At 72.1% G+C, this 25,276-nt stretch carries 24 protein-coding genes; 9 read left to right on the top strand and 15 right to left on the bottom strand.

Translation table 11 applies throughout. From position 1 onward, the window contains the following. Nucleotides 1-34: 34 nt before the first annotated feature. The 6 genes from BLR02_RS06220 to BLR02_RS06195 all read right to left on the bottom strand — a co-directional run bounded on the left by BLR02_RS06220 (nt 35) and on the right by BLR02_RS06195 (nt 9,915). Entirely contained in the window at nt 35-517 is a 483-nt protein-coding gene (locus BLR02_RS06220; RefSeq protein WP_090661676.1) for a HutD/Ves family protein, read from the bottom strand. A 204-nt stretch (nt 518-721) separates the two neighbouring features. Continuing rightward, nucleotides 722-2,413, bottom strand: a complete 1,692-nt coding sequence (locus BLR02_RS06215; RefSeq protein WP_090564907.1) for a DEAD/DEAH box helicase — start codon at nt 2,411-2,413, stop codon at nt 722-724. 75 nt (nt 2,414-2,488) lie between these two features. Next, on the bottom strand, nt 2,489-4,840 hold the full coding sequence (locus BLR02_RS06210) for a helicase-related protein (RefSeq protein ID WP_245704689.1): 2,352 nt from the start codon (nt 4,838-4,840) through the stop codon (nt 2,489-2,491). Between the two features lie 213 nt (nt 4,841-5,053). Then, nucleotides 5,054-7,276 carry an ATP-binding protein gene (locus tag BLR02_RS06205; protein WP_090661673.1) on the bottom strand — a complete coding sequence of 741 codons (2,223 nt, stop codon included), beginning with the start codon at nt 7,274-7,276 and terminating at the stop codon, nt 5,054-5,056. Between the two features lie 295 nt (nt 7,277-7,571). Beyond that, entirely contained in the window at nt 7,572-8,285 is a 714-nt protein-coding gene (locus BLR02_RS06200; RefSeq protein WP_090564911.1) for a metallophosphoesterase family protein, read from the bottom strand. 10 nt (nt 8,286-8,295) lie between these two features. Next, the gene (locus BLR02_RS06195; RefSeq protein ID WP_342670561.1) at nt 8,296-9,915 is read right to left on the bottom strand and encodes an ABC transporter substrate-binding protein; all 1,620 of its coding nucleotides are present in this window, start codon (nt 9,913-9,915) and stop codon (nt 8,296-8,298) included. A gap of 141 nt (nt 9,916-10,056) precedes the next feature. Here BLR02_RS06195 and BLR02_RS06190 point away from each other — a divergent pair, with 141 nt between their 5' ends. Both BLR02_RS06190 and BLR02_RS06185 read left to right on the top strand, forming a co-directional pair. Next, nucleotides 10,057-10,512 carry a MaoC family dehydratase gene (locus BLR02_RS06190; protein ID WP_090564912.1) on the top strand — a complete coding sequence of 152 codons (456 nt, stop codon included), beginning with the start codon at nt 10,057-10,059 and terminating at the stop codon, nt 10,510-10,512. A gap of 24 nt (nt 10,513-10,536) precedes the next feature. Next, entirely contained in the window at nt 10,537-10,854 is a 318-nt protein-coding gene (locus BLR02_RS06185) for a hypothetical protein (RefSeq protein ID WP_090661670.1), read from the top strand. A gap of 12 nt (nt 10,855-10,866) precedes the next feature. Here the strand turns inward: BLR02_RS06185 and BLR02_RS06180 are convergent, their stop codons facing one another. The 9 genes from BLR02_RS06180 to rpmB all read right to left on the bottom strand — a co-directional run bounded on the left by BLR02_RS06180 (nt 10,867) and on the right by rpmB (nt 18,938). Then, nucleotides 10,867-11,271, bottom strand: coding sequence for a hypothetical protein (locus BLR02_RS06180; protein WP_218127880.1), 405 nt, complete (start codon nt 11,269-11,271; stop codon nt 10,867-10,869). A 3-nt stretch (nt 11,272-11,274) separates the two neighbouring features. After that, nucleotides 11,275-11,640 (bottom strand): nuclear transport factor 2 family protein, encoded by a 366-nt coding sequence (locus BLR02_RS06175; protein WP_090564919.1) that lies wholly within the window; start codon nt 11,638-11,640, stop codon nt 11,275-11,277. A gap of 75 nt (nt 11,641-11,715) precedes the next feature. Continuing rightward, nucleotides 11,716-12,993 carry a fumarylacetoacetase gene (fahA, locus tag BLR02_RS06170; RefSeq protein ID WP_090661667.1) on the bottom strand — a complete coding sequence of 426 codons (1,278 nt, stop codon included), beginning with the start codon at nt 12,991-12,993 and terminating at the stop codon, nt 11,716-11,718. Next, nucleotides 12,993-14,300, bottom strand: a complete 1,308-nt coding sequence (gene hmgA / locus BLR02_RS06165; RefSeq protein WP_090661664.1) for a homogentisate 1,2-dioxygenase — start codon at nt 14,298-14,300, stop codon at nt 12,993-12,995. The genes fahA and hmgA overlap by 1 nt, the downstream gene beginning before the upstream one ends. Nucleotides 14,301-14,365: 65 nt before the next feature. Continuing rightward, nucleotides 14,366-15,226 (bottom strand): HpcH/HpaI aldolase/citrate lyase family protein, encoded by an 861-nt coding sequence (locus tag BLR02_RS06160; protein ID WP_090661661.1) that lies wholly within the window; start codon nt 15,224-15,226, stop codon nt 14,366-14,368. 37 nt (nt 15,227-15,263) lie between these two features. Continuing rightward, nucleotides 15,264-16,457 (bottom strand): CaiB/BaiF CoA transferase family protein, encoded by a 1,194-nt coding sequence (locus BLR02_RS06155; RefSeq protein ID WP_090661658.1) that lies wholly within the window; start codon nt 16,455-16,457, stop codon nt 15,264-15,266. Further along, nucleotides 16,454-17,308, bottom strand: a complete 855-nt coding sequence (locus BLR02_RS06150; RefSeq protein WP_090661653.1) for a hypothetical protein — start codon at nt 17,306-17,308, stop codon at nt 16,454-16,456. Before BLR02_RS06150 ends, BLR02_RS06155 begins: the two co-directional genes overlap by 4 nt. Nucleotides 17,309-17,327: 19 nt before the next feature. Continuing rightward, a complete protein-coding gene (locus tag BLR02_RS06145; protein WP_090564933.1) occupies nt 17,328-18,488 on the bottom strand; it encodes an aminotransferase class V-fold PLP-dependent enzyme in 1,161 nt (386 codons plus the stop codon). A gap of 147 nt (nt 18,489-18,635) precedes the next feature. Beyond that, nucleotides 18,636-18,938 (bottom strand): 50S ribosomal protein L28, encoded by a 303-nt coding sequence (gene rpmB, locus BLR02_RS06140; RefSeq protein WP_090661650.1) that lies wholly within the window; start codon nt 18,936-18,938, stop codon nt 18,636-18,638. 146 nt (nt 18,939-19,084) lie between these two features. On the opposite strand from rpmB, the gene BLR02_RS06135 reads away from it, so the two are divergent. The 7 genes from BLR02_RS06135 to BLR02_RS06105 all read left to right on the top strand — a co-directional run. Then, entirely contained in the window at nt 19,085-19,837 is a 753-nt protein-coding gene (locus tag BLR02_RS06135) for an SDR family NAD(P)-dependent oxidoreductase (protein WP_090661647.1), read from the top strand. A gap of 83 nt (nt 19,838-19,920) precedes the next feature. After that, on the top strand, nt 19,921-20,901 hold the full coding sequence (locus tag BLR02_RS06130) for an ABC transporter substrate-binding protein (protein WP_090564940.1): 981 nt from the start codon (nt 19,921-19,923) through the stop codon (nt 20,899-20,901). After that, nucleotides 20,898-21,653 (top strand): ABC transporter ATP-binding protein, encoded by a 756-nt coding sequence (locus BLR02_RS06125; RefSeq protein WP_090564942.1) that lies wholly within the window; start codon nt 20,898-20,900, stop codon nt 21,651-21,653. The genes BLR02_RS06130 and BLR02_RS06125 overlap by 4 nt, the downstream gene beginning before the upstream one ends. Continuing rightward, nucleotides 21,643-22,407 carry an ABC transporter permease gene (locus BLR02_RS06120; protein ID WP_090564944.1) on the top strand — a complete coding sequence of 255 codons (765 nt, stop codon included), beginning with the start codon at nt 21,643-21,645 and terminating at the stop codon, nt 22,405-22,407. The genes BLR02_RS06125 and BLR02_RS06120 overlap by 11 nt, the downstream gene beginning before the upstream one ends. Further along, nucleotides 22,368-23,927 carry an amidohydrolase family protein gene (locus BLR02_RS06115; RefSeq protein ID WP_245704650.1) on the top strand — a complete coding sequence of 520 codons (1,560 nt, stop codon included), beginning with the start codon at nt 22,368-22,370 and terminating at the stop codon, nt 23,925-23,927. The genes BLR02_RS06120 and BLR02_RS06115 overlap by 40 nt, the downstream gene beginning before the upstream one ends. 52 nt (nt 23,928-23,979) lie before the next feature. Then, complete coding sequence (locus BLR02_RS06110; RefSeq protein ID WP_090661644.1) at nt 23,980-24,954, top strand: Bug family tripartite tricarboxylate transporter substrate binding protein; 975 nt, start codon at nt 23,980-23,982, stop codon at nt 24,952-24,954. Between the two features lie 69 nt (nt 24,955-25,023). Beyond that, nucleotides 25,024-25,276: transposase (locus BLR02_RS06105; protein WP_143018050.1), on the top strand; the 253-nt coding region annotated here is incomplete at its 3' end.

Here is a 25,276-nt window from a genome sequence, read left to right as displayed (position 1 = left end):
TTGGCCGGGAGTGTCCGCCCTTGCCGCCGGTGCCTCAAGCCCTCGGGTCGAAACGGATGACGATGCAGGGGACATTGACCGGGGCCGGCAGGCTGACGGCATCGAGGCGGCGGTAGTCCGGGCCGGCCGCCTCCAGCAGGATGGCGAAGCCGGTGTCGTCCGGGCCGGGGATGCGGCGCTCGACCGTATGGCGCCACTGGGCGCGGTCGGAGATGGCGTTGAGGACCATGCTCGGGCTGCCATGCAGGCGGCAGCGGGCAGGCCAGGCGCCATCGAACCAGCGGGGCTGGAGGGGCGTGTCCAGGACCAGCGGGGGCTGGTCCTCGAAGTCCAGGGTGAAACCCTCACCCTCGATCAGGGTGATGGTGCGGTCCTGGCCGGCGAAGTTCGAGAATTCGGCGTCCCTGTCCACCCAGGCGAAGGTGATGAGCCAGCCGGGGCCGCCGACCACATCCGCCTTGCGGCCGGCGCCGTTGCGCCAGGGGGAGATGGTGAGGTCGGCGTGGTGGAGATGCATGGGGCCTCGGCGGGTTGGCCTGCGGCCTCCCCGGGCGGCACGCCCGGGGCGTGAATCGCCGGCCCGGCGGAGACTAGCCCAGGAGCGCCCCTGTGGTAGCCAGCGCGGTCCTGGGCCGGAGCCCTTTCCCGCCGCATGGGCCCAAGGACATCACCCCGGCCAGCAGCCCGGTCCTGACCAGGCCGGGGATGACCCGGACGGGGGCTACTTCTCGTAGGGGCGGGCAGCGGGGCGGCGTGGCGGGCCGGGTGGCCGGGCCGAGCGCGGCCGGGGGGTATCGGCCAGCGGGGCCTCGGACGGCATGATGCGGATATGCGCGTCCTTGGGGTCGCCCGGCCGGCCGGCGGCGGCGGCGAAGCGGTCGGCGGCCCAGGGGGCGACCTCGAAGCGCGTCTCCCGCTCCTGTACCTGGATGCGGCCGATCTCCTGGCGCGTCACGTTGCCGCGGCGGCAGAGGAAGGGCAGCACCCAGCGCGGGTCGGCATTGCCGTTGCGGCCGAGATTCATCTTGAACCAGCTGCCGGCCGCGCCCGGGTCACCGCGCTCGGCCTGGATGTGCTGGCGCGGCGGCGGGCGGTCGCTGATCTCGGCCAGGTCCTCGGGCGCCGGCAGGGGCGCGCGGAGGGTGCGCATCAGCGCGGCCGCCAGGGCCTCCGGCGACTGGGCGGCGAGGAGCTGGCGGGCCAGCGCCAGGTCGCCATCGACCGGCTCCTCCCCGGCGAGTTCCGTCGCCTGGGCGAGAATGCGGGCATCGTCCTTCTCGCGGATCGCCTCGGCCGAGGGGGCCGGGCCCCAGGCGGCCTGGACGCGGGCGGCCTGCAGCAGGCGCTCCGCGGCGCGGCGGCGGTTGTGCGGGACCAGCAGGGCGCTGATGCCCTTGCGGCCGGCGCGGCCGGTGCGGCCGCTGCGGTGGAGCAGCGTCTCCGGGTCGTTCGGCAGCTCGGCATGGATGACGAGGCCAAGGTCGGGCAGGTCGATGCCGCGCGCTGCCACGTCGGTCGCCACGCAGACGCGGGCGCGGCCGTCGCGCAGGCTCTGCATGGCGCGGTTGCGCTCGGCCTGGGACAGCTCGCCGGACAGCGCCACGGCGGCGAAGCCGCGCTCGGCGAGGTTGCCGTGCAGCCGCGTCACCGTGGCGCGGGTGCGGCAGAAGACCATCGCCGAGCGGGCCTCGAAGAAGCGGAGGCTGTTGACCACCGCACGCTCGATCTCGTGCGGGGCGATGAGCAGGGCGCGGTACTCGATGTCGCCATGCTGCGCGCCCGCGTCGCCGGCGGCGATGCGCAGCGCGTCCTTCTGGTAGGTGCGGGCGATGGCGGCGATGCCCGCCGGCACCGTGGCCGAGAAGAGGAAGGTGCGGCGGTCCGCGGGCGTCGTCTCGAGGATGGCCTCCAGCTCCTCGCGGAAGCCGAGGTCGAGCATCTCGTCGGCCTCGTCCAGCACCACGGCACGCAGGGCCTGCGGGCGGAGGTTGCCGCGCTCGAGATGGTCGCGGAGGCGCCCGGGGGTGCCGACGACCAGATGGGCGCCGCGCTCCAGCGCGCGCCGCTCGGCGATCGGGTCGGTGCCGCCGACGCAGGTCACGACGCGGCCGCCGGCCTTGGCGTAGAGCCAGGCGAGCTCTGACTGGACCTGCAGGGCGAGCTCGCGGGTCGGGGCGACGACGAGGGCGAGCGGCCCGCCGGGCGGCGGCAGGCGCCCCGCCTCTCCCATCAGCAGATGGGCCATGGCGAGGCCATAGGCGACGGTCTTGCCGGAGCCGGTCTGGGCGGAGACCAGCAGGTCGCGCCCCTCGGTCTCCGGCTCCAGGACGGCGGCCTGGACAGGGGTGGGCTCGGCATAGCCACGCTCGTCGAGCGCGGCCTGCAACGGAGCGGGAAGCGAGGGAAAGGGCATCTGAAATCCAAACAAAAGGCGGGGTCCGGGGCCAAGCTTTGGCCCCGGCGGGGGCATGGGGGCAGCGCCCCCGTTCTACATGACGAGCTTGGAGCGCCGCTGCTGCCGCAGCACATCCTCGATCCAGCGATCGAGTCGGATGGTCTCGGCCTCGGCCTCGTCGCGGGCGGGATAGGCCAGCTCGAAGCGGAGGGCGAGCCAGCGCCAGGCGACCAGGCGCTTATGCACCTTCTCGGCCCGTTCCAGCTCCTCCCGCGCCGCGCGCTCGGGCGCGGGCAGGCGGCCGGCCATGGGCGGCGGGACGGGGCGGCCGGCGCCGTGCTCCACCGCCCAGCGGGCAAGGCGGGAGACGCCGTTGTCGCGTTCATCCACCGGGCAGAGGGCGTAGGTCCAGCGGTCGAGCAGGGAGAGGCCGGGCACGCCATCGATGGCGGAAGCAACCGCCATCGCCTGGGTCAGGTCGGCGAGGCGGTAGTTGGGGTCGTCCGGGCGCAGCACGGCGCGCTTGATGCGGGCGAGGACGCCGAAGAGGCTGTCCGAGCCGATCTCGGCGGCGACGGCGGCGATGATGTCGGCATCGGGCTGCACCTGGGGGCGGATATCCTCCGGCACCTCGGGGGCGGCGTTCAGCATCATCTTGACGAAGTCGGGGCTGCCGCCGCCGGCCAGCACCGCGACGACGCCCTCCTCATGTTGGCCGAAGCGGCCGGCGCGGCCGCCGATCTGCTTCACCTCCTGGGTGTTCAGCTCGCGGCGGGATTCGCCGTCGAACTTGCGGAGGGTGGAGAATACGACGCGGCGGATGGGCAGGTTGAGGCCCATGCCGATGGCGTCCGTCGCCACCAGCACATCGGCATCGCCGGTGCGGAAGCGGGCGGCCTCGGCACGGCGCACCTCGGGGCTGAGCGCGCCGTAGACGACGGCGACGCGCCGGCCGCGCTTGACGAGTTCCGCGCGCAGGTCGAGCACGTCGCGCCGGGAGAAGGCGACGAGGGCGTCGCCGGTGCGGAGGTCGCTGAGGGCGACGGGCTTCGAGGCGGCGACCAGCGGGTTCTTCCGCTGCAGCTTCACCTCGTCCATCTCGTCGTCGCAGAGCCGGGCGATGCGGCGGACCAGCGTCGCGCATTCCGGGGCGCCGAGGACAAAGACCTCGCGAGCCGGGGCGCCCATGATGGCGGCGGTCCAGGCGGCGCCGCGGTCGCGGTCGCCGAGCATCTGCGCCTCGTCGATCAGGGCCACGTCCACGGGGTTGTGGAAGGGGCACATCTCGACGGTGGCCGCGAGGTGCCGGCTGCCGGGGATGGGCAGGCGCTCCTCCCCCGTCGAGAGGGAGGCGGCGACGCCGCGGGTCGCCAGCGCCTCGCGGAACTCATGGGCGAGCAGGCGGAGCGGGGCGAGCGCCATGCCGCTCTCCGACTTGGCCAGGCGGTCGAGCGCGGTGTGGCTCTTGCCGGAATTGGTCGGGCCGGTGACCAGGGTGATGCGGCGGTTCAGCGCGCGGGCCGTGGCGAAGTGGCCGGCATACCGGTCGAGCGCGGCGACGCGGGCCACGGCGGCATTGCCGGCGCGGGTCGGCTTCGCCACCGCTGGGCTGGCGGGGCGGCCGGTCGGCATGCCCGGGGCCTCGGCCTCGCGCCAGCCGATGACCTGCGGGCGGAGGGCGGCGACCTCCTTCGGGTCGAACTCCCATTTCTCCTGACCCTTGTTGCGGGTCGGGATGCGGCGGGCGACGGGGATCAGCCCCCCTCCGATCCAGCGCAGCACCTCCTTCTCGGTGGCGCCGAGCAGGTTGGGCAGGGCGCGGAACTCGACGAGGCTGCGCTCCCAGGCGCGGAGGCGCTGGACCTCCTCCCGGCGCTTGGCGCGGGCGGCGGTCTCGGCCTCGCGCAGTTCGCGGCGGCGGCGGGATTCGACGACGCTGACCGCATCGATGAAGGCGATGGCGGCCTCGCCCTCGAGGTCGAAGGCGGCAGCCACCTCGCGGGCCAGCATGGCATGGCGGTCGGCCGAAAGGCTGCCGGAGCCGGACTCGACCAGCTCGGCGGCGATGGCCTCGAGCGCCGCCTCCGGCGTCGGGCCGAGGCCGCGCAGCCGGTTGGCGACGGCGCTGTCGAGGGCAGCGAGCAGGGCGGGCTCGCCGGGCTCCAGCTCGGTAACGGTGCCCGCGGCGATCTCGGCCTCGGCGCGGCGGGCCCAGAGGCGGCCGGCGCGGTTGGCGAGGTCGTTCAGCCGGGCGACCCAGCCGCGGCGGCGCACCTCAATGAGCGCGGCGCGCACCGCCTCGGCATCGGCCGGCAGGCGGCGCTCGACGCGGCGGATGAGCGCCGGCATCTCGCGCGGCTCGACGGGGAAGCCGGCGGCGAGGATCGCGGCCTCGGCAGGGGAATGACGTGGCGCCGTGCCGTCCGCATGGAGGCTGTCGGCCAGCGCGAAGGGGGCGCCATCGGAATCGGTCAAATCGGAAACTCCGCGGCCCTCCCCAAGGGGAAGCCGCGCCAGGGAACGAAGCGGGGGATCGGACCTGCCGCCTTATAGGGCCGGAACGTCCGGCCGGAAAACACCCGGTGGACGCGGCTCGGCAACGTGTTGCAGGCCTCGCGGTTGCATATGGGGCATCCGGGGCCGCTTGACCAGGGGTTCCTATTGCGCCGCAGCAAAACCCTGGGTGCGGGCGCGGATGCCGGCCAGGGCATTCTGCAATTCCCAGGCGCGGAGCGGCTTCTCGACATGGGCGTCCATGCCGGCCGAGAGGCATTCCTCGACCTCGGCCCGGTTGGCGCTGGCGGTGACCGCGAGGATGGGCACGCGCGCGCGGGGCCCTGTGGCGGCGCGGATGCCGCGGGCGGCGGTGAGTCCATCCATCACCGGCATGTGGATGTCGAGCAGCACCGCGTCCCAGTCCTCAGCGAGGGCGGCCTGCAGGGCCTGGGCGCCGTCGGCGACCACTTCCACCTCATGGCCGGCGGCGTTCAGCAGGGCACGGGCGACCTCGCGGTTGACCAGCACGTCATCGGCGAGGAGCAGGCGGAGCGGCTCGCAGAGCGGCAGCAGGGCGGACGGCGCCGCGGCCTCGGTGGCGGCATCCGGCTGGGCGGGCGGAAGGGGAAGCTCGACCCAGAACAGGCTCCCCTGCCCTGGCTGGCTGTCGCAGCCGATGCTGCCGCCCATCAGCGCCACCAGCCGGGCGGTGATGGCGAGGCCGAGGCCGCTGCCCTCGGCGCGCTCGGCGCCGGCGAGGCGGAGGAATTCCTGGAAGATGCTGGCGCGCTCGGCCTCGGTCATGCCGGGGCCGGTATCGCTCACCTCGAAGCGGGTGCGGCCCTCCGCGCCGGGATGGATGCGCAGCACCACCTCGCCGCGGGTGGTGAATTTCACCGCATTGCCGAGCAGGTTCAGCAGCACCTGGCGCAGCCGCAGCGCATCCACCGAAACCCAGCCGGCGGCGCGCGGCGCCATCTCCACCCCGAAGGCGAGGCCCTTGGCGGCGGCGGCGGGGCGGATCAGCGCGGTGCAGGCCTCGGCCAGGGCAGCCAGGCCGACCGGGGCGGGGCTGAGGGTGACCTTGCCGGCCTCGATGGCCGCGAGATCGAGCAATTCGCGGATCATGGACATCAGGTGCTCGCCGCTGGCGGTGATCTGCTCGGCGCAGCGGCGCTGCGCCGGTGTCAGGTCGGGATCGGCCCCGAGCAGCTGAGCGTGGCCGAAGATGCCGTTCAGCGGGGTGCGCAGCTCATGGCTCAGCATGCCGACGAAGCGCGTCTTGGCGGCGCTCGCCGCCTCGGCTGCGTCGCGGGCGGCGGCGAGCTGCTCGGCAAGGCGGCCCAGCTCGGCATTCTTCGCCTCGAGCTCGGTCCGGTGGGCGGCCAGCCGGGCCGCCATGCCGTTCACCTCGGCGGCCAGGGCGCCGATCTCGCCGCTGAAGCGGCCAGTCTCGGCTCGCGCGCCGAGGTCGCCGGCGGCGATGCGGCGGACAGCGGAGGCGAAGCGGTCCATCGGCCGCAGCAGCATCCAGCGGCCGGCGACGAGGGCGAGCGCCAGGGCGGCCAGCGCCACGCCGAGCACGAGCAGCAGCACCCGGTGCTGCAGATCCTGCATCCTCGCCAGCACGACCTCGGTATCGCGCCCGACGACCAGGGTAGCCCTGGTACCCGGGATGGGGGCGAAGCCGAAGAGGCGCTGGCCGCCCAGGAGGCCGGCGCCCTGGCCATGGCCGGCGACGCCCTGGAGGGTGGGGGCGAGGTCGGTGCCGTGCAGGCTGCGGCCTACCAGCTCGGGCGCTGGCGGGAAGCGCGCGATGATGGTGCCGGCGGCATCGGCCAGCAGCATGGCATCGGCGCCTTCCGGGCGTTGCGGCCGGGCCGAGCCGCCGAGGGCGGCCAGGTCGATGCCCGCGACGATGAGGCGGCCAATTGCGCCCCCGGCGCCGGGCACCGGCTGGACGGCCAGCATCACCGGTGGGGCCGGCGCGCCGATCGCCCGATCGGACAGGTGGAAATGGCGGCTGGCTAGGGCGGCATGGAGCGGGGTGGTATCGTGGAGGACCGGCGCGCCCTCGGTGCAGACCGGCCGGGCCTCCGCGTCATAGACCCCAAGGAAGCGCAACCAGGGCGTGCCGCCGGCAAGGCTCCGCAGCGCGGCGCCGCATGTCTCCGCCGTACCTTCGGCCAGGCTGGGGATGCGGGCGAGGCCGCCGAGGAAGGTCTCGGCATGGCCAATGAGCGCGGCCTGCTCGCGCGCCGTATTGACCGCCAGGTCCTGCAAGGCGAGGCCGGTCTCGATCAGATGCGCCTCGGTATGGCGCCTTTGCTCCCACACTGTCAGCGCGCCGAGCGGCAGCACGGCGAGCAGGATCAGGGTGATCATGCGCAACCGCAGACTGCCGAGGCGAAATGCAGGAGGGAACCAGGACCGCAAGCTGAACATTCCAAAAGCTGAGTGCCAAGGATAGTCAAGCTACCGATACGTTCAACTAAAAGTTAGGAAACTTGCGGAGCCTGCACGCCAAGATACGGAAAGTGGAAAGGATTGCCCGGAATCGAGCGCTAATCTTGCGCGTAAAAGGTGCAGCCACGCCGCTGGGGCAGGCTCCGCCCGGTGCCGGCCTCGAAGCTGCCGAGCGTCAGTGTGGGGCTGGGAGAGAGGAGGCAGGCGGGTGGCGTCAGGCCTGGAAGAAGGCCATCCGGTCCGCTTCCAGCACCAGGCAGGTGAGTTCCCGGCCATAGGCGGCGCCGGTATCGATGCCGATGCGGTTGCGGCGCAGCACCGGCTCGCGGGTCGGCGTATGGCCATGCACGACGACCACGCCGAAATCGGCCGTGGAATCGAGGAAGCCGCCGCGGATGCGGATCAGGTCATCGGGCGATTGCGCCTCGAGCGGCAGGCCCGGGCGGATGCCGGCATGGACGAAGAGGTAGCCGCCGACCCGGTGCATCAGCGCCAGCCCCTCGACGAAGCGGCGATGGGCGGCGGGGATGGAGGCGGCCCAGCCGGACGGGTCGCTGTCCGGGTCGATGTCCCAGCTCGTCAGCGCCTCGCGCCCGCCATGAAAGCGCCAGTCGGTGATGGCGGCGCGCTCCCCGGCGAGGGCGTCGATCATGCTGCGCTCATGGTTGCCGAGGAGGTTGACCATGGGGAGGCCGGGCACCGGCGGGCCGGCCACGAGCCGGGCGATGACGCCGGCGCTGTCCGGCCCCCGGTCGATGTAATCGCCGAGATGCACGAGCAGCGGCCGGGCAGCCGGCCGGGCGGCGAGGTCCTCGGCGATCGCGGCGTGCAGGATGGCGAGCTTGTCGTCGCAGCCATGGACGTCGCCGATGGCATAGACGCGTTGGCCGGGTGGCAGGGTGGTGGGGGCGGCCTGGAAATCGGGCATGCGGGTCCGCCTATTGAGCGCGGCGGAGGCCCGTTGCAAGGCTCCGCTCATCCATGCGGGCATCGTAACGCAAACCGGCCCTGGTCGCCCAGGCATTGACCAGGTGGAACAGCGGGATCAGCGCCACCTCCTCGCTCGCCAGATGCACCGCCCCGCGCAGCAACCGCTCGCGTTCCTCGGGGTCGAGGATCGCGGCGGCGCGGTCGACCATCAGGTCGAGCGCCGGGTTGGAGTAGCGCCCGGCATTGGCGGCGCCGCGGCGGGCGGCCGGGTCGTAGGTGCCGAGCACGTTGGCGAGGAAATAGCTCGCCTCCCCCGTGCTGCTGCCCCAGCCGGAGAGGCGGACGGCGAATTCCTGCCGGGCGCTGCGGGCGGAGAAGCTGGCCCAGGGCAGCGCCGCCACCTCGGTGCGGATGCCGATGCGGCTCCACATCCGGGCCACCGCCTGGGCGGTGCGGGCGTCGTTCGGGTAGCGGTCGTTCGGGCTGTGGAGGGTGAGGCGGAAGCCATCCGGATAGCCAGCCTCGGCGAGCAGCCGGCGGGCCTGCTCCGGCGCGAAGGGCGGCACCGGGGTGTCTGGGTCATGGGAATAGACGCCGGGCGGCAGCCATTGCCCGGCGGGGCGGGCGGCGCCCTCCATCACCCGTTCGGCCAGCACCTCGCGGTCGATGGCCAGCGACAGCGCGCGGCGGATGCGGAGATCGAGGAAGGGGTTCCGCGGCAGGGGCTGGCCGGCCTGGTCGGTGACGAAGGGCATCGCCCCGTCATGCGAGAAATCCGCCTGGAGGAAGATCAGCCGCAGCCCCTGGATCTCGAACAGGCCGACGCGCGGCTCCGCCCGCAGCCGGGCGAGGTCGGCAGTGGGCACCTGGTCGATCATGTCCACCTCGCCGGCGAGCAGGGCCGCGGTGCGGGCGGCGTCATGGCCGATGAAGCGGAGGGTGACGCGGGACCAGGGCTCGCGCGGGCCGAAGAAGGTGTCGTTGCGTGCCAGCTCCGTGCGGTCATTGGGGGAATGGGAAAGCAGGCGGTAGGGACCGGTCCCGATGGCCGCGCGGCCGCTGTTGAAATCCTCGGTCGTCGCGCCCTGCGCGGCATGGCGGGCGATGATCGAGATATAGGCGATCTCGGTCGGCAGCAGCGCATGCGGCTGCCGGGTGTGCAGGCGGATGGTCAGCGGGCCCACCACCTCCACCTGCTTCACCAGGCGGAGGAAGCTGCCATAGCCACCCGGGCTGTTCGGCACATGGGGCGCGCGGGCGAGGCTGAAGGCCACGTCCTCGGCGGTGAAGGGGCGGCCGTCATGCCAGGTGACGCCGGGGCGCAGGCGGAATTCCCAGACGGTCGGGGCGATGGCGCGCCAGCTCTCGGCCAGGCCGGGCTGCAGCTGCACCCGGGCGTCGCGCTCGATCAGCCGGGAGAAGACATGCGAGGCGAGCTGCGAATTGGGCGCGGCATTGAAGAAATGCGGATCGACCGAGGTGGCCGGCGCGGCGACGCCGATGGTGACGGCATCCGCCGCACGCTGCACCGTGGCAGGCATGGCAAGGGCGGATGTTGCAAGGCCGGGCATGGCAAGTGCGGGCATGGCGAGGCCCATCAGGGCCATGGCCCGGAAGATGGGCGGCACGCGGTCTCTCCTGTCGTCCCGAGGCCGGGGTTATGGCCAAGCCTAGCCCGGTGTGCCAGGAATTCCAGCCGTGGCGGGCCATGCGCCGGTTCCGGGGCATGGCGCTTTCGCGTGAGTCACGGCCCAAGGGAGAGAAACCATATGCTGGAAGTGGAGACCATCGAGGCGCTGCATGCCCATATCGGCAAGAGCCTCGGCAGCAGCGACTGGATCACCGTCGACCAGAAGATGATCGACCAATTCGCCGAGGCGACGGGCGACCACCAGTGGATCCACATCGATGTCGAGCGGGCGCGGCGGGAGATGCCGGGCGGCAAGACCATCGCCCATGGCTATCTCACCCTGTCCCTGCTGCCGCGGCTCAACCAGGGCATCTTCCGCGTCAAGAAGCGGAGCCGGGGGGTGAATTACGGCTCGAACAAGGTGCGCTTCACGGCGCCGGTGCCGGCCGGCTCGCGGGTGCGCGGGCATCTGACGCTGAAGGCCATCGACCCGATCGAGGGCGGGGCACGGCTGACCATGGAATCGACGGTGGAGGTCGAGGGCAGCAGCCGTCCGGCACTGGTCGCGGAGACGCTCTCCCTCGTCTACGAATAGGGCCGGAGCACAAGGAGCCAGGGGATGTCCAGGCGCTTCGCGTTGCTCGCGGCCGGGCTGGCCATTGCCCTGGCGCTGGGGCCGGGGGACGCCTCGGCCCGTGATGGCCGCTACGGCGGATATGGCCATGGCGGATATGGCTATCGCGGGGGATATGGCCCCTATGCCCGGCCTCATGGCGGGTATTACGGCGGGCCACGCGCCTATTCGCGTGGCTATGGGTATTGGGGGCCACCGGCCTATGCGGCCCCTCCCCCGCCCATGACCTATGCACCGCCACTGGTCATCCCTGGCGCCAACCCCTATCCGCCCGCCGGGGCGGATGGGGGATACAAGCGCTGAGCCGGGCGCGGCTCAGGCCATGGCCGCCGTCGCGGAGCGCCGGAGCCCGGCATATTCCAGCTCGGCGATCAGCGCGGTGGCGATGGCCTGGGCCAGGATGAAGGCGCCGCCCAGCATGTTCGGCGCGATCCAGCCCGGCAGCAGCAGCAGCACGCTGTCGATGGCCCAGAGCGCATTGCCGGCGATGACGCCGAGCACCGCCCAGCGCGGCAGCACCGCCCTCGTGCCGAGCCAGGCGAGCAGCACGCCGAAGGCCAGCAGGAAGAGGCCCGCCTCCCGCAACAGGGCCAGCGGCAGGTGGAACCACCAGCCGAGCGGCGCGGCGCAGACGGCCATCAGCAGGCCGAGCAGCAGGCAGCACGCCGCATCCAGCAGCAGGGCGCGGCGGAGGAAGGTGGAGGGGGTGATCATCGTCATGGCTCAGGCCCCCGGCGCGAGGTCGATGAAGCCGATGACGCGGGCGAAGCGGCCATCGGCGGTGAGTTCCGCCACATCGGTGCCGGCGGCGACGGGTGCCTGACCCTCGGCCGCCAGCTCCCAGGCGAAGCGCAGCAGGTTGTGGTGCGCATCGACGCCCCCGCGGCGGCTGAAGCGGTGGCCGGGGAAATGCGCCCTCGCCGCGCCGATCATGGCGGCGATGCCGTCGGGACCACGACCTTCCATCAGCGGGTCGGTGTAGGTCGCGCCCTCGACGAAGGCCTCGGCGGCCAGGCCGGCCCGGCGCGCGGCATCCGCCTCGTTCCAGCAGGCGATGTAGGTGTCGATCAGCCTGTCGTGCTCGCTCATCTCCGTCACTCCCTTGCGGCGGCGGGGAGGTCCCGCCGGCACGGGGACGATGCGGCAGAGGATGAGGCGGCGCGATTACGTGGCAGGTAGGATCGTGCCGCGGCACTCGCCGAAGCCGATGGGCACGGCACCGTCGCGCGCCGCCCGGGCGCGGAAGATCACCGTGTCGCCATCCTCCAGGAAGCGGCGCTCCTCGCCATTCGGCAGGGTAGCGGGCTTACGGCCACCCCGGGTGATCTCGAGCAGGGCGCCGAAGCCATCCTCGCTCGGGGAGGAGATGGTGCCGCTGCCGAGGAGGTCGCCGGGCGAGAGGTTGCAGCCGCCGACCGTGTGGTGCGCGACCATCTGCGCCGGCGTCCAGTAGAGGAAGTTCGTGTTGCTGAGCGAGAGGCGGAAGGGGCCGCCGCGCGGCGTCTGCAGCAGGACCTCGACGGCGAGGTCGATGGCGCCGCGCGCCTGGTCGGCCTCGTCCCAGAGATAGTCCATCGGGCGCGGGTCGCCCTCCGGTCGGGGCGGCTGGGCGATGCGGAAGGGCTCCAGCGCCTCCGGCGTGATGATCCAGGGGCTGATGGAGGTATGGAAATTCTTGGCCAGGAACGGCCCCAGGGGCTGTGCCTCCCAGCCCTGGATGTCGCGCGCCGACCAGTCGTTCAGCAGGCCGTAGCCGGCGATCATCCCGCCCGCCTCGGCAATGGGGACGGACTCACCGAGCGCGTTGCCGCCGCCGATCCAGATGCCGAGCTCCATCTCGTAGTCGAGGTTGCGGCAGGGACCGAAGCTTGGGGCCGCCTCGTCCGCCGGCTTGCGCTGGCCCTTCGGGCGGCGGACATTGCTGCCCGAGGCGCGGACGGAGGAAGCGCGGCCGTGATAGCCGACGGGGACGTATTTGTAGTTCGGCAGCAGCGGGTTGTCGGGGCGGAAGAGCGTGCCCGCATTGGCCGCATGATGGATGCCGGCGTAGAAATCCGTGTAGTCGCCGATGCGCGCGGGCAGATGCAGCGTGCAGGCCGAGGCGGGGTGAAGATGCGGGCGGAGCTGCTCCGCCCTGGCGCTGTCGGTGGCGAGCAGCGCGGAGATCCCGGCGCGGAGCGCACGACGTGCCGTGGCGCCGAGGGCGAAGAGCGCGTTCAGATGATCCGTCGCCATGGCCTCGGCGGCCGCGCGCGCGGCGGCGGGCAGCAGCGTGGCGACCGGGGCGACGTCGAGGATCATGTCGCCGATGGCGACGCCGCCGCGCGGCCTGCCGCCTGCCGTGGAGAAGACGCCGAGCGGCAGGTTCTGGATCGGGAAGTCCGGGTGGCCGTTCGCGGAGGCGACGAAGCTCGTCAGCCGCGGGTCATGCGTCGCATCCATCAGCGCGGTCCCGTGAAGGTCTTCGGCAGGCCGTCCCAGCAGGCGTCGTAGCCGGGCTGGAGCTGCGGGCAGGCCATGGCGAAGGCGCTCGGGCGGATCACCTGGCTGGTCTCGACCATGAAGGCGAGCGTGCCGCCGATCTTGTGCGGCTTGAGCTCGGCGGCGATGGCCCGCTCGGTCGTCGCCGCATCGGGGCCATGGGCGGAGAGGCGCGGATGCAGCGAGACGCCGCCGGGCAGGAAGCCCTCCGCCTTCGCGTCATAGACGCCCTGCACCAGCCCCATGCACTCGTTCATGACGTTGCGGTGGAACCAGGGCGGCCGGAAGGTGTCCTCGGCGACCATCCAGCGTGGCGGGAAGATGACGAAATCCATGTTGGCGACGCCCGGCGCCGTGGTCGGGCTGGTCAGCACGGTGAAGATCGACGGGTCCGGATGGTCGAAGCTGACGGTGTTGATCGTGTTGAAATGCGCCGTGTCGTAGAGGTAGGGCACGTTGTTGCCGTGCCAGGCGACGACATCGAGCGGCGAGTGGCCGAGCGTGGTCGCCCAGAGCGTGCCGCAGTATTTCTGCACCAGCTCGGTCGGCTCATCGCGCTCCTCGTACCAGGCGACCGGCGAGAGGAAGTCGCGCGGGTTGGCGAGGCCATTGGCGCCGATGGGGCCGAGATCGGGCAGGCGCAGCGGCGCGCCATGGTTCTCGGCGACATAGCCGCGCACGGGGCCATCCGGCAGCTCGACGCGGAATTTCATCCCGCAGGGGATGACGGCGATCTGGCCGGGGGCGACGAGCAGGCGGCCGCATTCCGTCGCCAGCAGCAGGCGGCCCTGCTGCGGGATGAGCAGCAGCTCGCCATCGCTGTCCATGAAGACGCGCTGCATGGGCTGGTTGGCGCGGTAGAGATGGATGGTGACGCCGGAGAGCGCCTCGCCCGGCGCATTGGCGCCGATGGTGGCGAGGCCGGCGACGAAATCGGTCGGGCCCTCGGGGATCGGCAGCGGGTCCCAGCGGAGGCGGTTCGGGTTGGGCGGGGCGAGCGGGCCGCAGAGCAGGCCCTGCTCGATCGGGCGGAAGGCGCGGTGCCCGGCAGAGGGACGGATGCGGTAGAGCCAGGTCCGCCGCGCCTCATGGCGGGGGACGGTGAAGGCGGTGCCGCTGAACTGCTCGGCATAGAGGCCGTAGGGCACCCGCTGGGGCGAGTTGCGGCCGGGCGGCAGGGCGCCCGGCAGGGCCTCGGTGGCGAATTCATTGCCGAAGCCGGAGAGGGTGGCGAGCTCCTGCTGCACCGGGGGCGCGATGGCGTTCATGGACAGTCTCCCTCCTGCTGGGCGCCTACCTGCACCTCGGCCCCATTGGTTTCAAGTGAAACCTTCTAGCGGGCCCGGGCCAGCAGCCGGCGCGCGCGCTCGACCACGGGCAGGTCGATCATCGCCCCCTCGAAGGCGACGGCTCCCTGCCCTTCCGCCAGCGCCGCCTCGAAGGTCTCGATCAGGCGGCGGGCGCGGTCGGCCTCGGCGGGCGGGACGCCGTATTCCTCGTTGATGATGGGCACATGCGCCGGATGGATGCAGGCAGTGCAGGCGAAGCCGAGCTGGCGGGAGCGGCGCAGGCTGGCGCGGTAGCCCTCGAGGTCGCGGAAATCGGCGAAGGCGCCGATGGAGCCGAGGGGGAGGATGCCGGCACCGCGGGCGGCGGCCACCACCATCATGCCGAAGGGGTAGAGCATGTCGGCGCCCGGCACCGCCTCCAGCTCGGTCGACAGATCCTCGGAGCCGAGGCCGAGCGCGGCCATGCGCGGGTCGGCCAGGGCGATGGCGGCGAGGTTCGGCAGGGCCTGGGGCGTCTCGACGATGCCGATGAAGCGGGTATGGCCGGTGGGCAGGCCGAGCGCCGCCTCCCGCGCCGCGACCACCTCGGAGAGCAGCCGCACATGCTCCGCCCCCATCACCTTGGGCAGCATCAGCGCCGCGACCTCGGGGCGGATGGCGGCGGCGATATCGGGGATGGCCAGCTCCAGCGGGCGGTTGATGCGGATGGCGAGTGCTTGGCCCTCCGCATGCAGCGCGGCGGCGGCACCGGCAAGCGCGGCGCGGGCGGCCTCCTTCTCGGCCGGGGGAATGCTGTCCTCGAGGTCGAGGATGATGACATCGGCACCGCGGGTATGGGCCTTGGCGACGAAGCGCTCGGCGGTGGTGGGGACGAAGAGGAGGGAGCGCCAGTTCGGCACGGTCATCGGGGACTCCTTGATGGGACAGCCCGGGCCGGCCGCCTCAGGCGGCAGCGCCGGATTGCAGCATGGCCTCGATCTCGGCGGGGGCGTAGCCGGCCTCCGCCAGGATCGCGCGGGTATGGGCGCCCAGGCGCGGGGCGGGCAGCACCTCCTCCCGCATGCCGCCCCGGAAGGTGACGGGGGTGCGGGTGCGGCGGATGCGGCCCTCGGTCGGGTGCTCGTCCGCCTGCCAGAAGCCGACATCGCCGAGATGCGGGTCGTCCAGCAGGTCGTCGATCGAGTTGTAGCGGGCGGCCGGCACATCGGCGGCGGCGAAGATCTCGAGCCATTCCGCCGTGCTCCGCCGCGCCAGCGCCTCGACCTGGATGGTGAAGTAGTCGGCGGCGTGCTCGGTGCGGCTGATCGGCGTGGCGAAGCGCGGGTCCGCCTTCAGCTCCGGTTGGCCGATGGCGTCGAAGAAGGCGAAGGCCTGGCGGTTGTCGTTCGGGCGGATGGTGATGAAGCCGTCGCTCGTCGGCAGCGGGCGGTAGTCGGGGGAGAGCAACCGGGCATCGCCGCTCGGCCCCTCGGGCGGGTCGAAGGTGGCGGCGCCGAGATGCTCGCTGGTGACGAAGCTTGCCATGGTCTCGAACATCGGCACCTCGATCGCCTCGCCCTGCCCCGTCTTCTCCCGCCTGAACAGGGCGAAGCCGATGCTCTGGGCGGCGACCAGGCCGGTGATGTGGTCGGTCATCACCATGGGCACGAAGCGCGGCTCGCCGGTGGCGCGCTCGAAGGTGCCGGCGACGCCGGAGAGGGACTGGATCACCGGGTCATAGGCCGGGCGGCCGGCATAGCGGCCCTCCGTCCCGAAGGCGACGATGCCGCAATGGATCAGGCGCGGGTTGGCGGGCGCGAGCGAGGCATGGTCGAGCCCGGCGCGGGCCAGGGCCGCGGGGCGGACATTGGAGACGAAGACATCGGCGCCGGCGATCAGCCGCTTCAGCGCCGCGAGCCCCTCCGCCTGCTTGATGTCGAGGACGATGCTGCGCTTGTTGCGGTTGAAGTTGATGAACTTGCCTGACATGGCGGGCGAGCGGCTGCCGGCGGCGAGGTAGCGGAGGATGTCACCGCCCGGCGCCTCCACCTTGATGACCTCGGCGCCCTGGTCGCCGAGGGTGCGGGTGCAGATGGGGCCGACCACCACGGTGGTGAGGTCGATGACCCTCACCCCCTCCAGCGGCCCGCCGGTCATCCCTGGAACTCGCAGTCGAGCTGGCCGCAGAGGTTGCCGTCGCGGTCCTGCACCCAGGTCGCCGCTTTTCCTCCGTCCGGGGCCCGGCCGCAGAGGGTGATGGTGTCGCCGACATAGATCGGCCGGGTCAGCCGGGCGGAGAAGCCGGCGAGGCGGCCGGGCGTATGGGCGACGGCCGCCTCGAGCAGGAGCTGCATGGTCAGCCCGCCATTCTGCACGGTGGCGGGGTAGCCCTCCTCGCCGCGGGCATAGTCGGCATCGTAGTGGATGCGATGGGCGTTCCAGGTCAGCGCCGAGTAGCGGAAGACGAGCGGCGGGCTGAGATGCGCCTCGACGCGCCAGGCGGCGTCGGTGGGCGCAGGGGCGGGCGGCGCGACCGGGCTTGCCTCGCCGGGCTTCGGCGCCTCGCGGTAGACGGCGTCGAACTCCTCCTCGGCCACCACCTGGCCGGCGACGCGGTAGGTGTGGCGCATGGTGAGCACGGTGATGAAGCCGGTGCGGGCCTGCTTCGGCAGGATGGCGGCGACCTCGGCGGTGCGCTCCGCCATGTCGCCGATCCGCAGCGTGCCCGGCATGGTGACGCGGCGGCCGGCGCCCATGCGGCGCGGCAGCGGGATGGGCGGCAGGACGACGCCGGGGTTGGGGTGGCCGTCCGGGCCGATATCGGCCTGGAGCGGCGCCTCGTTACAGAAGAAGACGAACCAGTGCGGCGGCAGCGCGTCGCCCGGGCGGAAGCCGGCCGGGTCCATGTCCAGCATCCCGGCGACGCGACGTGCGGTGCCGAGGCTGACATCCTCCTCGACGACCCGCTGGCGGCCGACCCAGGCCTGCAACTCCTTGCTCAATTCCATGACGAGCCTCCTTCGGGGGTCAGGGCCGCCATTCGGCCCGGAGCGCGGCCATGATCCGGTCCACATCCGCCAGCGAATTATAGCCGTGGAAGCTGAAGCGGATGCGGCCGCGGCCGTTCCAGGCCCAGACGCCGCGCTGCACCAGCGCCTCGGTCAGCGCGGCGGCGCCGGGGCAGGCGATGCAGACGCTGGCACCGTGGCGGGAGGGCTCGCGCGGGGTGGTGCTCGGGATGCCCTCGGCCCGCAGCCGGTCGTGCAAAGCCGCGGTCAGGCCCTGCACATGCGCGAGCACCGCGCCGGGCGGGTGGCGGCCGAGATAGTCGAGCGCCTCGGCCAGCACATAGACCGCGCCATGCGCCGGGTTGCCGCGGGCGAAGCGCATGGCATCCGGCACCAGCCGCAGCCCGGCGGCGTAGTCGGGCCGGCCGGTGTCGTCGATGGAATGCCAGCCGGCGGTGCTCGGCGCCCAATCCGGCTGGCGGGCGCGGTTCCAGTAGGCGACGGCGGTGCCGGTCATGCCGAGCAGCCATTTGTAGGTGGCGGCGAAGGCGAAATCGGCGATGCGCGGGTCGATCGGCAGGTAGCCGGCGGCCTGGGTGTGATCCACCACCAGCAGGGCGCCGACCCGGTCCGCCACGCGGCGGAGGGCGGCGAGGTCATAGCGCTCCCCTGTCAGATAGGAGACATGGGAGACGGCGATCATCCGCGTCCGCTCCGTCACCACGGCGGCGAGCGCCTCGGCGTCGTTGGCGCGGGCATGGCGGATGGCGATATGCGGGTGACGCTGCAGGGCGACGGGGGCGACGAGGGAGGGGTACTCGTCCGGGTCGACGACCATGTTGTCGCCCGGCCGCCAGTCGAGGCTCTCGACCAGCATGGACATGCCCTCGGCGACATTGGCGACGAGCCCGATATCGGCGCGCTCCACGCCCCAGGCGGCGGCGACCAGGCTGCGGGCGCGCAGGACCTCGGCATCCTGGGCGTGGCGGCCATGGGGGCCGCGGCTCTTGTCCGCCGCGTAGCGGGCGAGCGCGGCGTCATGGCGATGGAGGAAGGCGGTCTCGCCCCCGGCGCAGACATGGGTGATGCCGGCGGGGATGCGGAAATTTCCCGGATCGAACAACGGGGCCACGCCGGCGGCCGGGCTCGCGGCCCGCACGGCATCCGCCAGGCTGGACATGGTTGGTTCCTCCCGCAATTCCGGCGGATGATAGGAGGATACCGGGTTTCGGCAAGCCGGGGGCGCGGCGGCGGCCCGAACGCAAAAAGCCGGGCTCTCGCCCGGCTCCCTACCGAAAGGCTGGCTACCAAAAGCCTGGGCGGCGGCTCAGGCCGCGGCGCCGGCCTTCTTCGCCTGGGCGCGGAGGATGCGCCGCTTCAGCACCTGGGCCTCGTCCGGCAGGTTCCGGTTCGGCGTGGTGATGAGGAAGGCATCGAGGCCGCCATTGTGCTCGATGGTGCGGATGCCGTTGGTCGTCAGGCGCAGCTGGATGCTGGCGGCCAGGACGTCCGAGAAGAAGGACGTCTCCTGCAGGTTCGGCAGGAAGCGACGCCGCGTCTTGTTGTTGGCGTGGCTGACGTTGTTACCCGTCAGGACGCCCTTGCCGGTGATGCCGCAGCGGCGGGCCATGGTGAAAATCCCAAGCGTTAGGGGCGCGCGGGATGGTTCCCGGGCGCGGGTGGTGTGGAAGGTGGGGCGATATGCCCCGCGCCGGGGGGTGGCGTCAAGGCCGCGCTTGCGCGAGGCTCGCCCGAACAACCACGGGAGGAAGGCCGATGCGCCTCGCCAACAAGATTGCCCTCGTCACGGGTGCCGCCTCGGGCATGGGGGCGGCGACCGCCCGGCTGATGGCCGCCGAGGGGGCCAAGGTCGCGGTCGCCGACCTGCTGGAGGCGGAGGGCGCGGCGGTCGTCGACGCCATCGCGGCGGCCGGCGGCACCGCCCGCTTCATCCGGCTCGACGTGGCGGAGGAGGCGGAGTGGGAGGCGGCGCTGGCCGATGTCACCACGGCCTGGGGCGGGCTCGACATCCTGGTCAACAATGCCGGCATCTCGGGCAGCGCGACCAACAACCTCTACGATACGGCCCTCTGGGACCGGATCATGGCGGTGAACGCCCGTGGCACCTTCCTCGGGGTGAAGCACGCCGTGGCGGCGATGCGGGCCCGGGGCGGCGGCTCGATCGTCAACCTCTCCTCGATCTCGGGCAATGTGGGGCAGGAGCGCATCCACTGCGCCTACAACGCCTCGAAGGCGGCGGTGCGGCTGCTGACCAAGTCGGTCGCGGTGCAGGAGGGCGCAGCGAAGATCCGGGTGAACACCGTCCATCCCGGGCTGATGCCGCCGATGCGGACCTCGGGCGCGACGGCCGACCCGGTCTTCCGGGCGAAGATGCTGGGGCATGTGCCGATGGCCCGCTCGGGCGAGGTGGACGAGGTGGCGCGGGCCATCCTGTTCCTCGCCTCGGACGAGGCCTCCTACGTCACCGGGGCCGAGTTGCATGTCGATGGAGGCTACCTGGCCGCCTGACGGCTTGCGCCCGGGGCGGAAACCTCGTCTCATTCCGCGTGGAAAGCCTCGCCGCGCGGCCACACATATATCTGGAGACGCCGATGGTGCTCAGGACCATCGCGGCCGGGCTGTGCGCGCTCATGCTCGCCGTCGCCCCCGCGCACGCACAAGACCGCGCCCTGCTGCAGCTCGACTGGATCCCGACCGGGGAGCATGCCGCCTATTTCGCCGGCGCCACGCGTGGCTTCTGGCGCGAGCAGGGCATCGAGCTGTCGCTCACGCGCGGCTACGGCTCGGGCGACACGGTGAACAAGCTGGCGGCCGGCGCGGCGCAGTTCGGCGTGGCCGATCTCGGCGCCGTGCTGGCGGCCCGCGCCCGCCAGAACGTCCCGGTGCGCGCCGTCTCGGCGATCTACACCCATTCGCCGCATTCGCTCTTCGTGCTGCGGAGCAGAGGCATCACCGACTTCCGCGGGCTCGAGGGCCGGCGGATCGCGGTGACGCCGGGCAACAGCCACCGCCTCTACTTCCCCGAGGTGGCGCGGCGGGCGGGCACCAACCCGGACCGCATCACCTGGGTGAACACCGACGCCTCGGCCATGGCGGCGCTGCTCATCAGCAAGCGGGTGGATGCGGCGCCCTTCTATTCCATCCACCACTACTACACGAACAAGGCGGCGTTGGCGGCGGGCGAGGAGATCGTGGTGCTGCCTTTCGTCGAGACCGGCTTCGCCATCTATGCCGCCTCGATCGCCGTGACCGACGAGATGATCCAGAAGAACCCGGACCTGGTCCGGCGCTTCCTGGTGGGCTTGCAGAGGAGCCTGGAATGGTCGCGCGACAACCAGGCCGAGGCCTGCAAGCTGCATGTCGCCCGCAACCCGGAGGTGGCGCAGGATGACTGCGAGGGCTCGCTGCGGGCGGTGATGAGCTTCGTCTTCACCGACCATGCGCGCGAGACCGGGCTCGGGCGCTTCCAGCCGGAGCGGCTGGCGACGACCTGGAAGGTGGTGGCCGAGAGCCTGCAGCTCGACCCGAATTGGGATCCGGCCGGGGCGATCAACACCAGCCTGCTGCCGTGATCCGCCTCGATCGCGTCACCAAGAGCTTCGGCAGCGTCGAGGCGCTGCAGGACGTCTCGCTCGAGGTCGCGCCCGGGGAGTTCGTCGCCATCGTCGGCGCCTCGGGCTGCGGCAAGTCGACCTTGCTGCGGCTGGTCGCCGGGCTGGTCAGGCCGAGCGCGGGGCATGTGGCGCTCGACGGGCGCCCGGTGACGGAGCCGCGGGCGGAGACGGCGATGGTGTTCCAGGCGGCGACGCTGCTGCCCTGGGCCGATGTGCTGCGCAACGTCACCTTCCCGCTGCGGCTGATGCGCCGGGCGGGCGGGGATACCGAGGCGCGGGCGCGGGCGCTGCTGGCGACGGCCGGGCTCGCCGGCTTCGAGCACCGCCTGCCGCGGGAGCTGTCGGGCGGCATGCAGCAGCGCGTCGCCATCTGCCGGGCGCTGCTGCAGGACCCCAGGGTGCTGCTGATGGACGAACCCTTCGGCGCGCTGGATGCGCTGACGCGGGAGGAGATGTCGCTCGAGCTGCTGCGCATCTGGCAGGGGCGCGAGATGGCGGTGGTGTTCGTGACCCACTCCATCCCCGAAGCCGTGCTGCTCGCCGACCGGGTGGTGGTGATGTCGCCGCGGCCGGGGCGGATCGCCGAGATCATCCCCGTGGAGCTGCCGCGGCCGCGCGGCTTCGAGCAGGAAGGGCTGCCCGCCTTCCAGGCGGCGGCGCGGCGCATCCGGGCGCTGATCTATGGCGGGAGGGCGGCGCATGCGGCGTAGCCTGCCCTCGATCATCGCCGTCCTGGTGCTGTTCCTCGGCTGGGAGGCGATGTGCCGGGGCTTCGGCATCCGCCCCTTCATCCTGCCCATGCCGAGCCTCATCCTGGCCGAGACGCTGCTCTCCTGGCCGAGCGTGCTGAACCATACCTGGGCGACGCTGGTGACCGTGCTGCTCGGCTTCGCCGCCTCGGTCGCGGTCTCGCTGCCGCTGGCCATGCTGATCGCCGCCTCGCCCACCATCTCGGCGGCGATCTACCCGATCCTCGTCATCACCCAGTCGATCCCGAAGGTGGCGCTGGCGCCGATCCTGATCGTGGCGCTCGGCGCCAACGAGCTGCCACGGGTGATCGTCACCTTCCTCGTCGCCTTCTTCCCGCTGGTGGTCGGCACCGTGGCCGGGCTGCTGGCGACGCCGCCGGAGCTGATCGAGCTCGGCCGCGCCTGCCGGGCGGGGCGGGTGCAGGAGCTGCTGCGCATCCGCCTGCCCTTCGCCGTGCCCTTCGTCTTCGGCGGGCTGAAGGTGGCGGCGGCGCTGGCGGTGGTCGGGGCGGTCGTCGCCGAGTTCGTCGGCGCCGATGCGGGGCTCGGCTACCTGATCCAGACCTCGATGGCCTTCTTCCGCACGCCGCTCGCCTTCGGGGCGGTGGTGATCCTCGCCATCATGGGCATCCTGCTGTTCCAGGCGGTGACGCTCGCCGAGCGCATCCTGTTTCCATGGTCGAGCGGCGCGGCGACGCCGCCGGCATCGAGCTAGAGGGGGGCCGCATGGCCATCAGCGAGAAAGGTTTTCTACTGGTTCGCGGCGCCCTTCTCGCCGATCCGTCGAAGCGGCGGGGCGAGCCGGCGGATGTGCTGGTCGAGGATGGGGTGATCCATTCGGTCGGCACCGGGCTCACGGCGCCGGAGGGCACGCCCGTCTTCGACGCCACGGGGCTGCTGATGCATCCCGGCCTCATCAACGCCCACACCCATGGCCATACCGGCCTTGCCAAGGGCATGGGCGACAAGTGGACGCTGGAGCTGCTGCTGGCCGCGGCGCCCTGGATCGGCGGCGGCCGCTCCACCGAGGACAAGAAGCTCACCACCCTGATCTGCGCCGCCGAGATGGTGGCGAAGGGCTGCACCGCGGCCTACGACCTCTACTACGAATTCCCCCTGCCCTCGCGCGACGGGCTCGACGCGGCGGCCTCCGCCTATGCCGAGGCGGGAATGCGGGCGGTGATCGCGCCCATGGTCGCCGACCGCACCATGTACGAGGCCATCCCCGGGCTGATGGACGCGCTGCCGGATGCGCTGCAGGCCCAGGTGGCGCGGCTGAGGCTGATGCCCTTCGAGCAGACGCTGGGTGCCATCGGCGATGTGCTGAAGCATTGGCGCTGGTCGGGGCAGGACATCCTGCCCGCCGTCGCGCCGACCATCCCGCTGCATTGCGCGGATGAGTTCATGTGCGGCTGCGCGCGGCTGGCGCGGGAGCATGGCGTCGGCCTGCACAGCCATGTCGGCGAGAGCAAGGTGCAGGCGGTGGTCGGCCGCAAGAAGTACGGGAAGACGCTGGTGGCGCATCTCGACGCGCTCGGCCTGCTGGGCCCCGACTTCACCGCGGCGCATGCCGTCTGGCTCGACGATGACGACCTCAGGCGGATGGCGGACCACGGCGCCTCCATCGCGCACAACCCGGGCAGCAACATGCGGCTCGGCAATGGCATGTTCCGGCTGCGCCAGGCGCTCGATGCCGGCTGCAATGTCGGCATCGGCACCGACGGGGCGAGCTGTGCCGACAACCAGAACATGTACGAGGCGATGCGCTACGCCTCCATGCTGTCGAAGGTGCGGACGCCGGACCCGCATCACTGGGCGACCAGCGACGAGGTCTACCGGGCGGCGACCATCGGCTCGGCGCGGGCGCTGGGCTTCAAGGATCTCGGCCTGATCGCGCCGGGCTACAAGGCGGATATCGTCTTCCTCGACCTCGGCAGCATCAACTGGGTGCCGCACAACTGGTCCACCAACCAGATCGTCCATACCGAGGATGGCGGCGGCGTGCGGCATGTGATGACCGGCGGGCGGTTCATCTTCAAGGACGGGCGGCACACCACGCTCGACCTGGCGCGGCTTGCCCGCGAGGCGGAGGCGGCGCGGGCGCGGCTCGAGGCGCTGAACGCCGAATGGCACGAGCTGTATCTCAGGCTGGAGCCGGTGGTGGCGAGCTTCTGCCCCGCCATCGCCGCGCAGCCCTACCATGTGCGGGGCTATCTCTGCGATGCGCCGGGTTGAGGCGTTGGCACGGGATTGGCTAAGCCCGGCGGGACCCTGCCGGGATTCCGCCATGCCTGCCCCTCGCCGCGCCCTGCTTGCCCTGCCCGCCGTCATCGGCACCCTCCGCACTGCCCAGGCGCAGGGCAACTGGCCGGAGCGACCGATCCGCTGGATCGTCAATTTCCCGCCCGGCGGCGCGGCGGACACGCTCTCGCGCATCCTCGCCGAGCAGATCGGCACCAGGCTCGGCCAGCCTATCGTGGTCGAGAACCGGCCGGGCGCGGGCGGGATGGTCGGCGCCGACCTCCTCGCCAAGGCGCGGGGCGACGCGCATATCGTGATGATGTCGAGCGCCGCCTCGCATGGCATCGGCCCGGTGCTCTACCCCTCCGTGCCCTATGACCCGCTCGGGGATTTCACCCATGTGGCGCTGGTCGGCACCTTCCCGAGCGTGCTCGTCGTCAATCCCGGAGTGCCGGCGCAGAATCTCGGCGAATTCGTCGCGCTGGCGAAGGGCCGGCAGGGCGGCATCGCCTTCGGCACCGGCGGCAACGGCACGATGAACCATCTGACCGGCGTGTTGCTGGCCCGCGCCGCCGGGGTCGAGCTGACGCATGTGCCCTATCGCGGCTCCGCCCCGGCGCTGGCCGATGCGATGGGCGGGCAGATCCCGGCGGTGATGGAGAGCCTGCCCATCGCCCTGCCGCATCTCCGCGCCGGGCGGCTGCGGGCGCTCGGCACCAGCGAGGCAGGGCGCGATGCCTCCCTGCCCGAGGTGCCGAGCTTCGCCGAGGCGGGCTTCCCGGCGGTGCAGAGCACCAACTGGTTCGGCTTCTCCATCGCCGCCGGGATCCCGGCCACGGTCGTCGAGCGCTGGCGGGCGGCGATCGAGGAAGCGCTGGCCGATGGCCGGGTGCGGGAACGCTTCGCCGGCCTCGGCGTGGTGCCGGGGCGGATGGGGCCCGCTGAATACACGGCCCTCGTCAGCGGCGAATTGGCGCGCTGGCGCCGGGTGGTCGAGGGGGCGGGGGTGAAGCCGGACTAGGTTCTGTGGACTCTAAGGCTTCCCGAGACGGCCATGGTGTGATTAGAGGCTGCCTTTCTGGAGGCGGTCTTGGGCGTTCTGGATCGGTTGGTGTTGAGCGACACGGCGTGGGAGCGGATGGCGCCGCTGATCATCGGCCGGCCTGACCAGAAGGGCTCGACCGGGCGGGACAACCGCATGTTTGTTGAAGGCGTGTTGTGGATCGTGCGCACGGGCGCGCCATGGCGCGACCTGCCGGAGGTCTTCGGCGAGTGGAACTCCGTGTTCCGCCGCTTCAGCCGATGGAGCGACAAAGGTGTATGGCGACGGATCTTCGATGCGA

Source organism: Belnapia rosea, from assembly GCF_900101615.1.
In the GTDB taxonomy this organism is placed as follows: Bacteria; Pseudomonadota; Alphaproteobacteria; order Acetobacterales; family Acetobacteraceae; genus Belnapia; species Belnapia rosea.
Note: the sequence above shows the minus strand (reverse complement) of the source record. Positions and strands in the feature narration are given on the sequence as shown.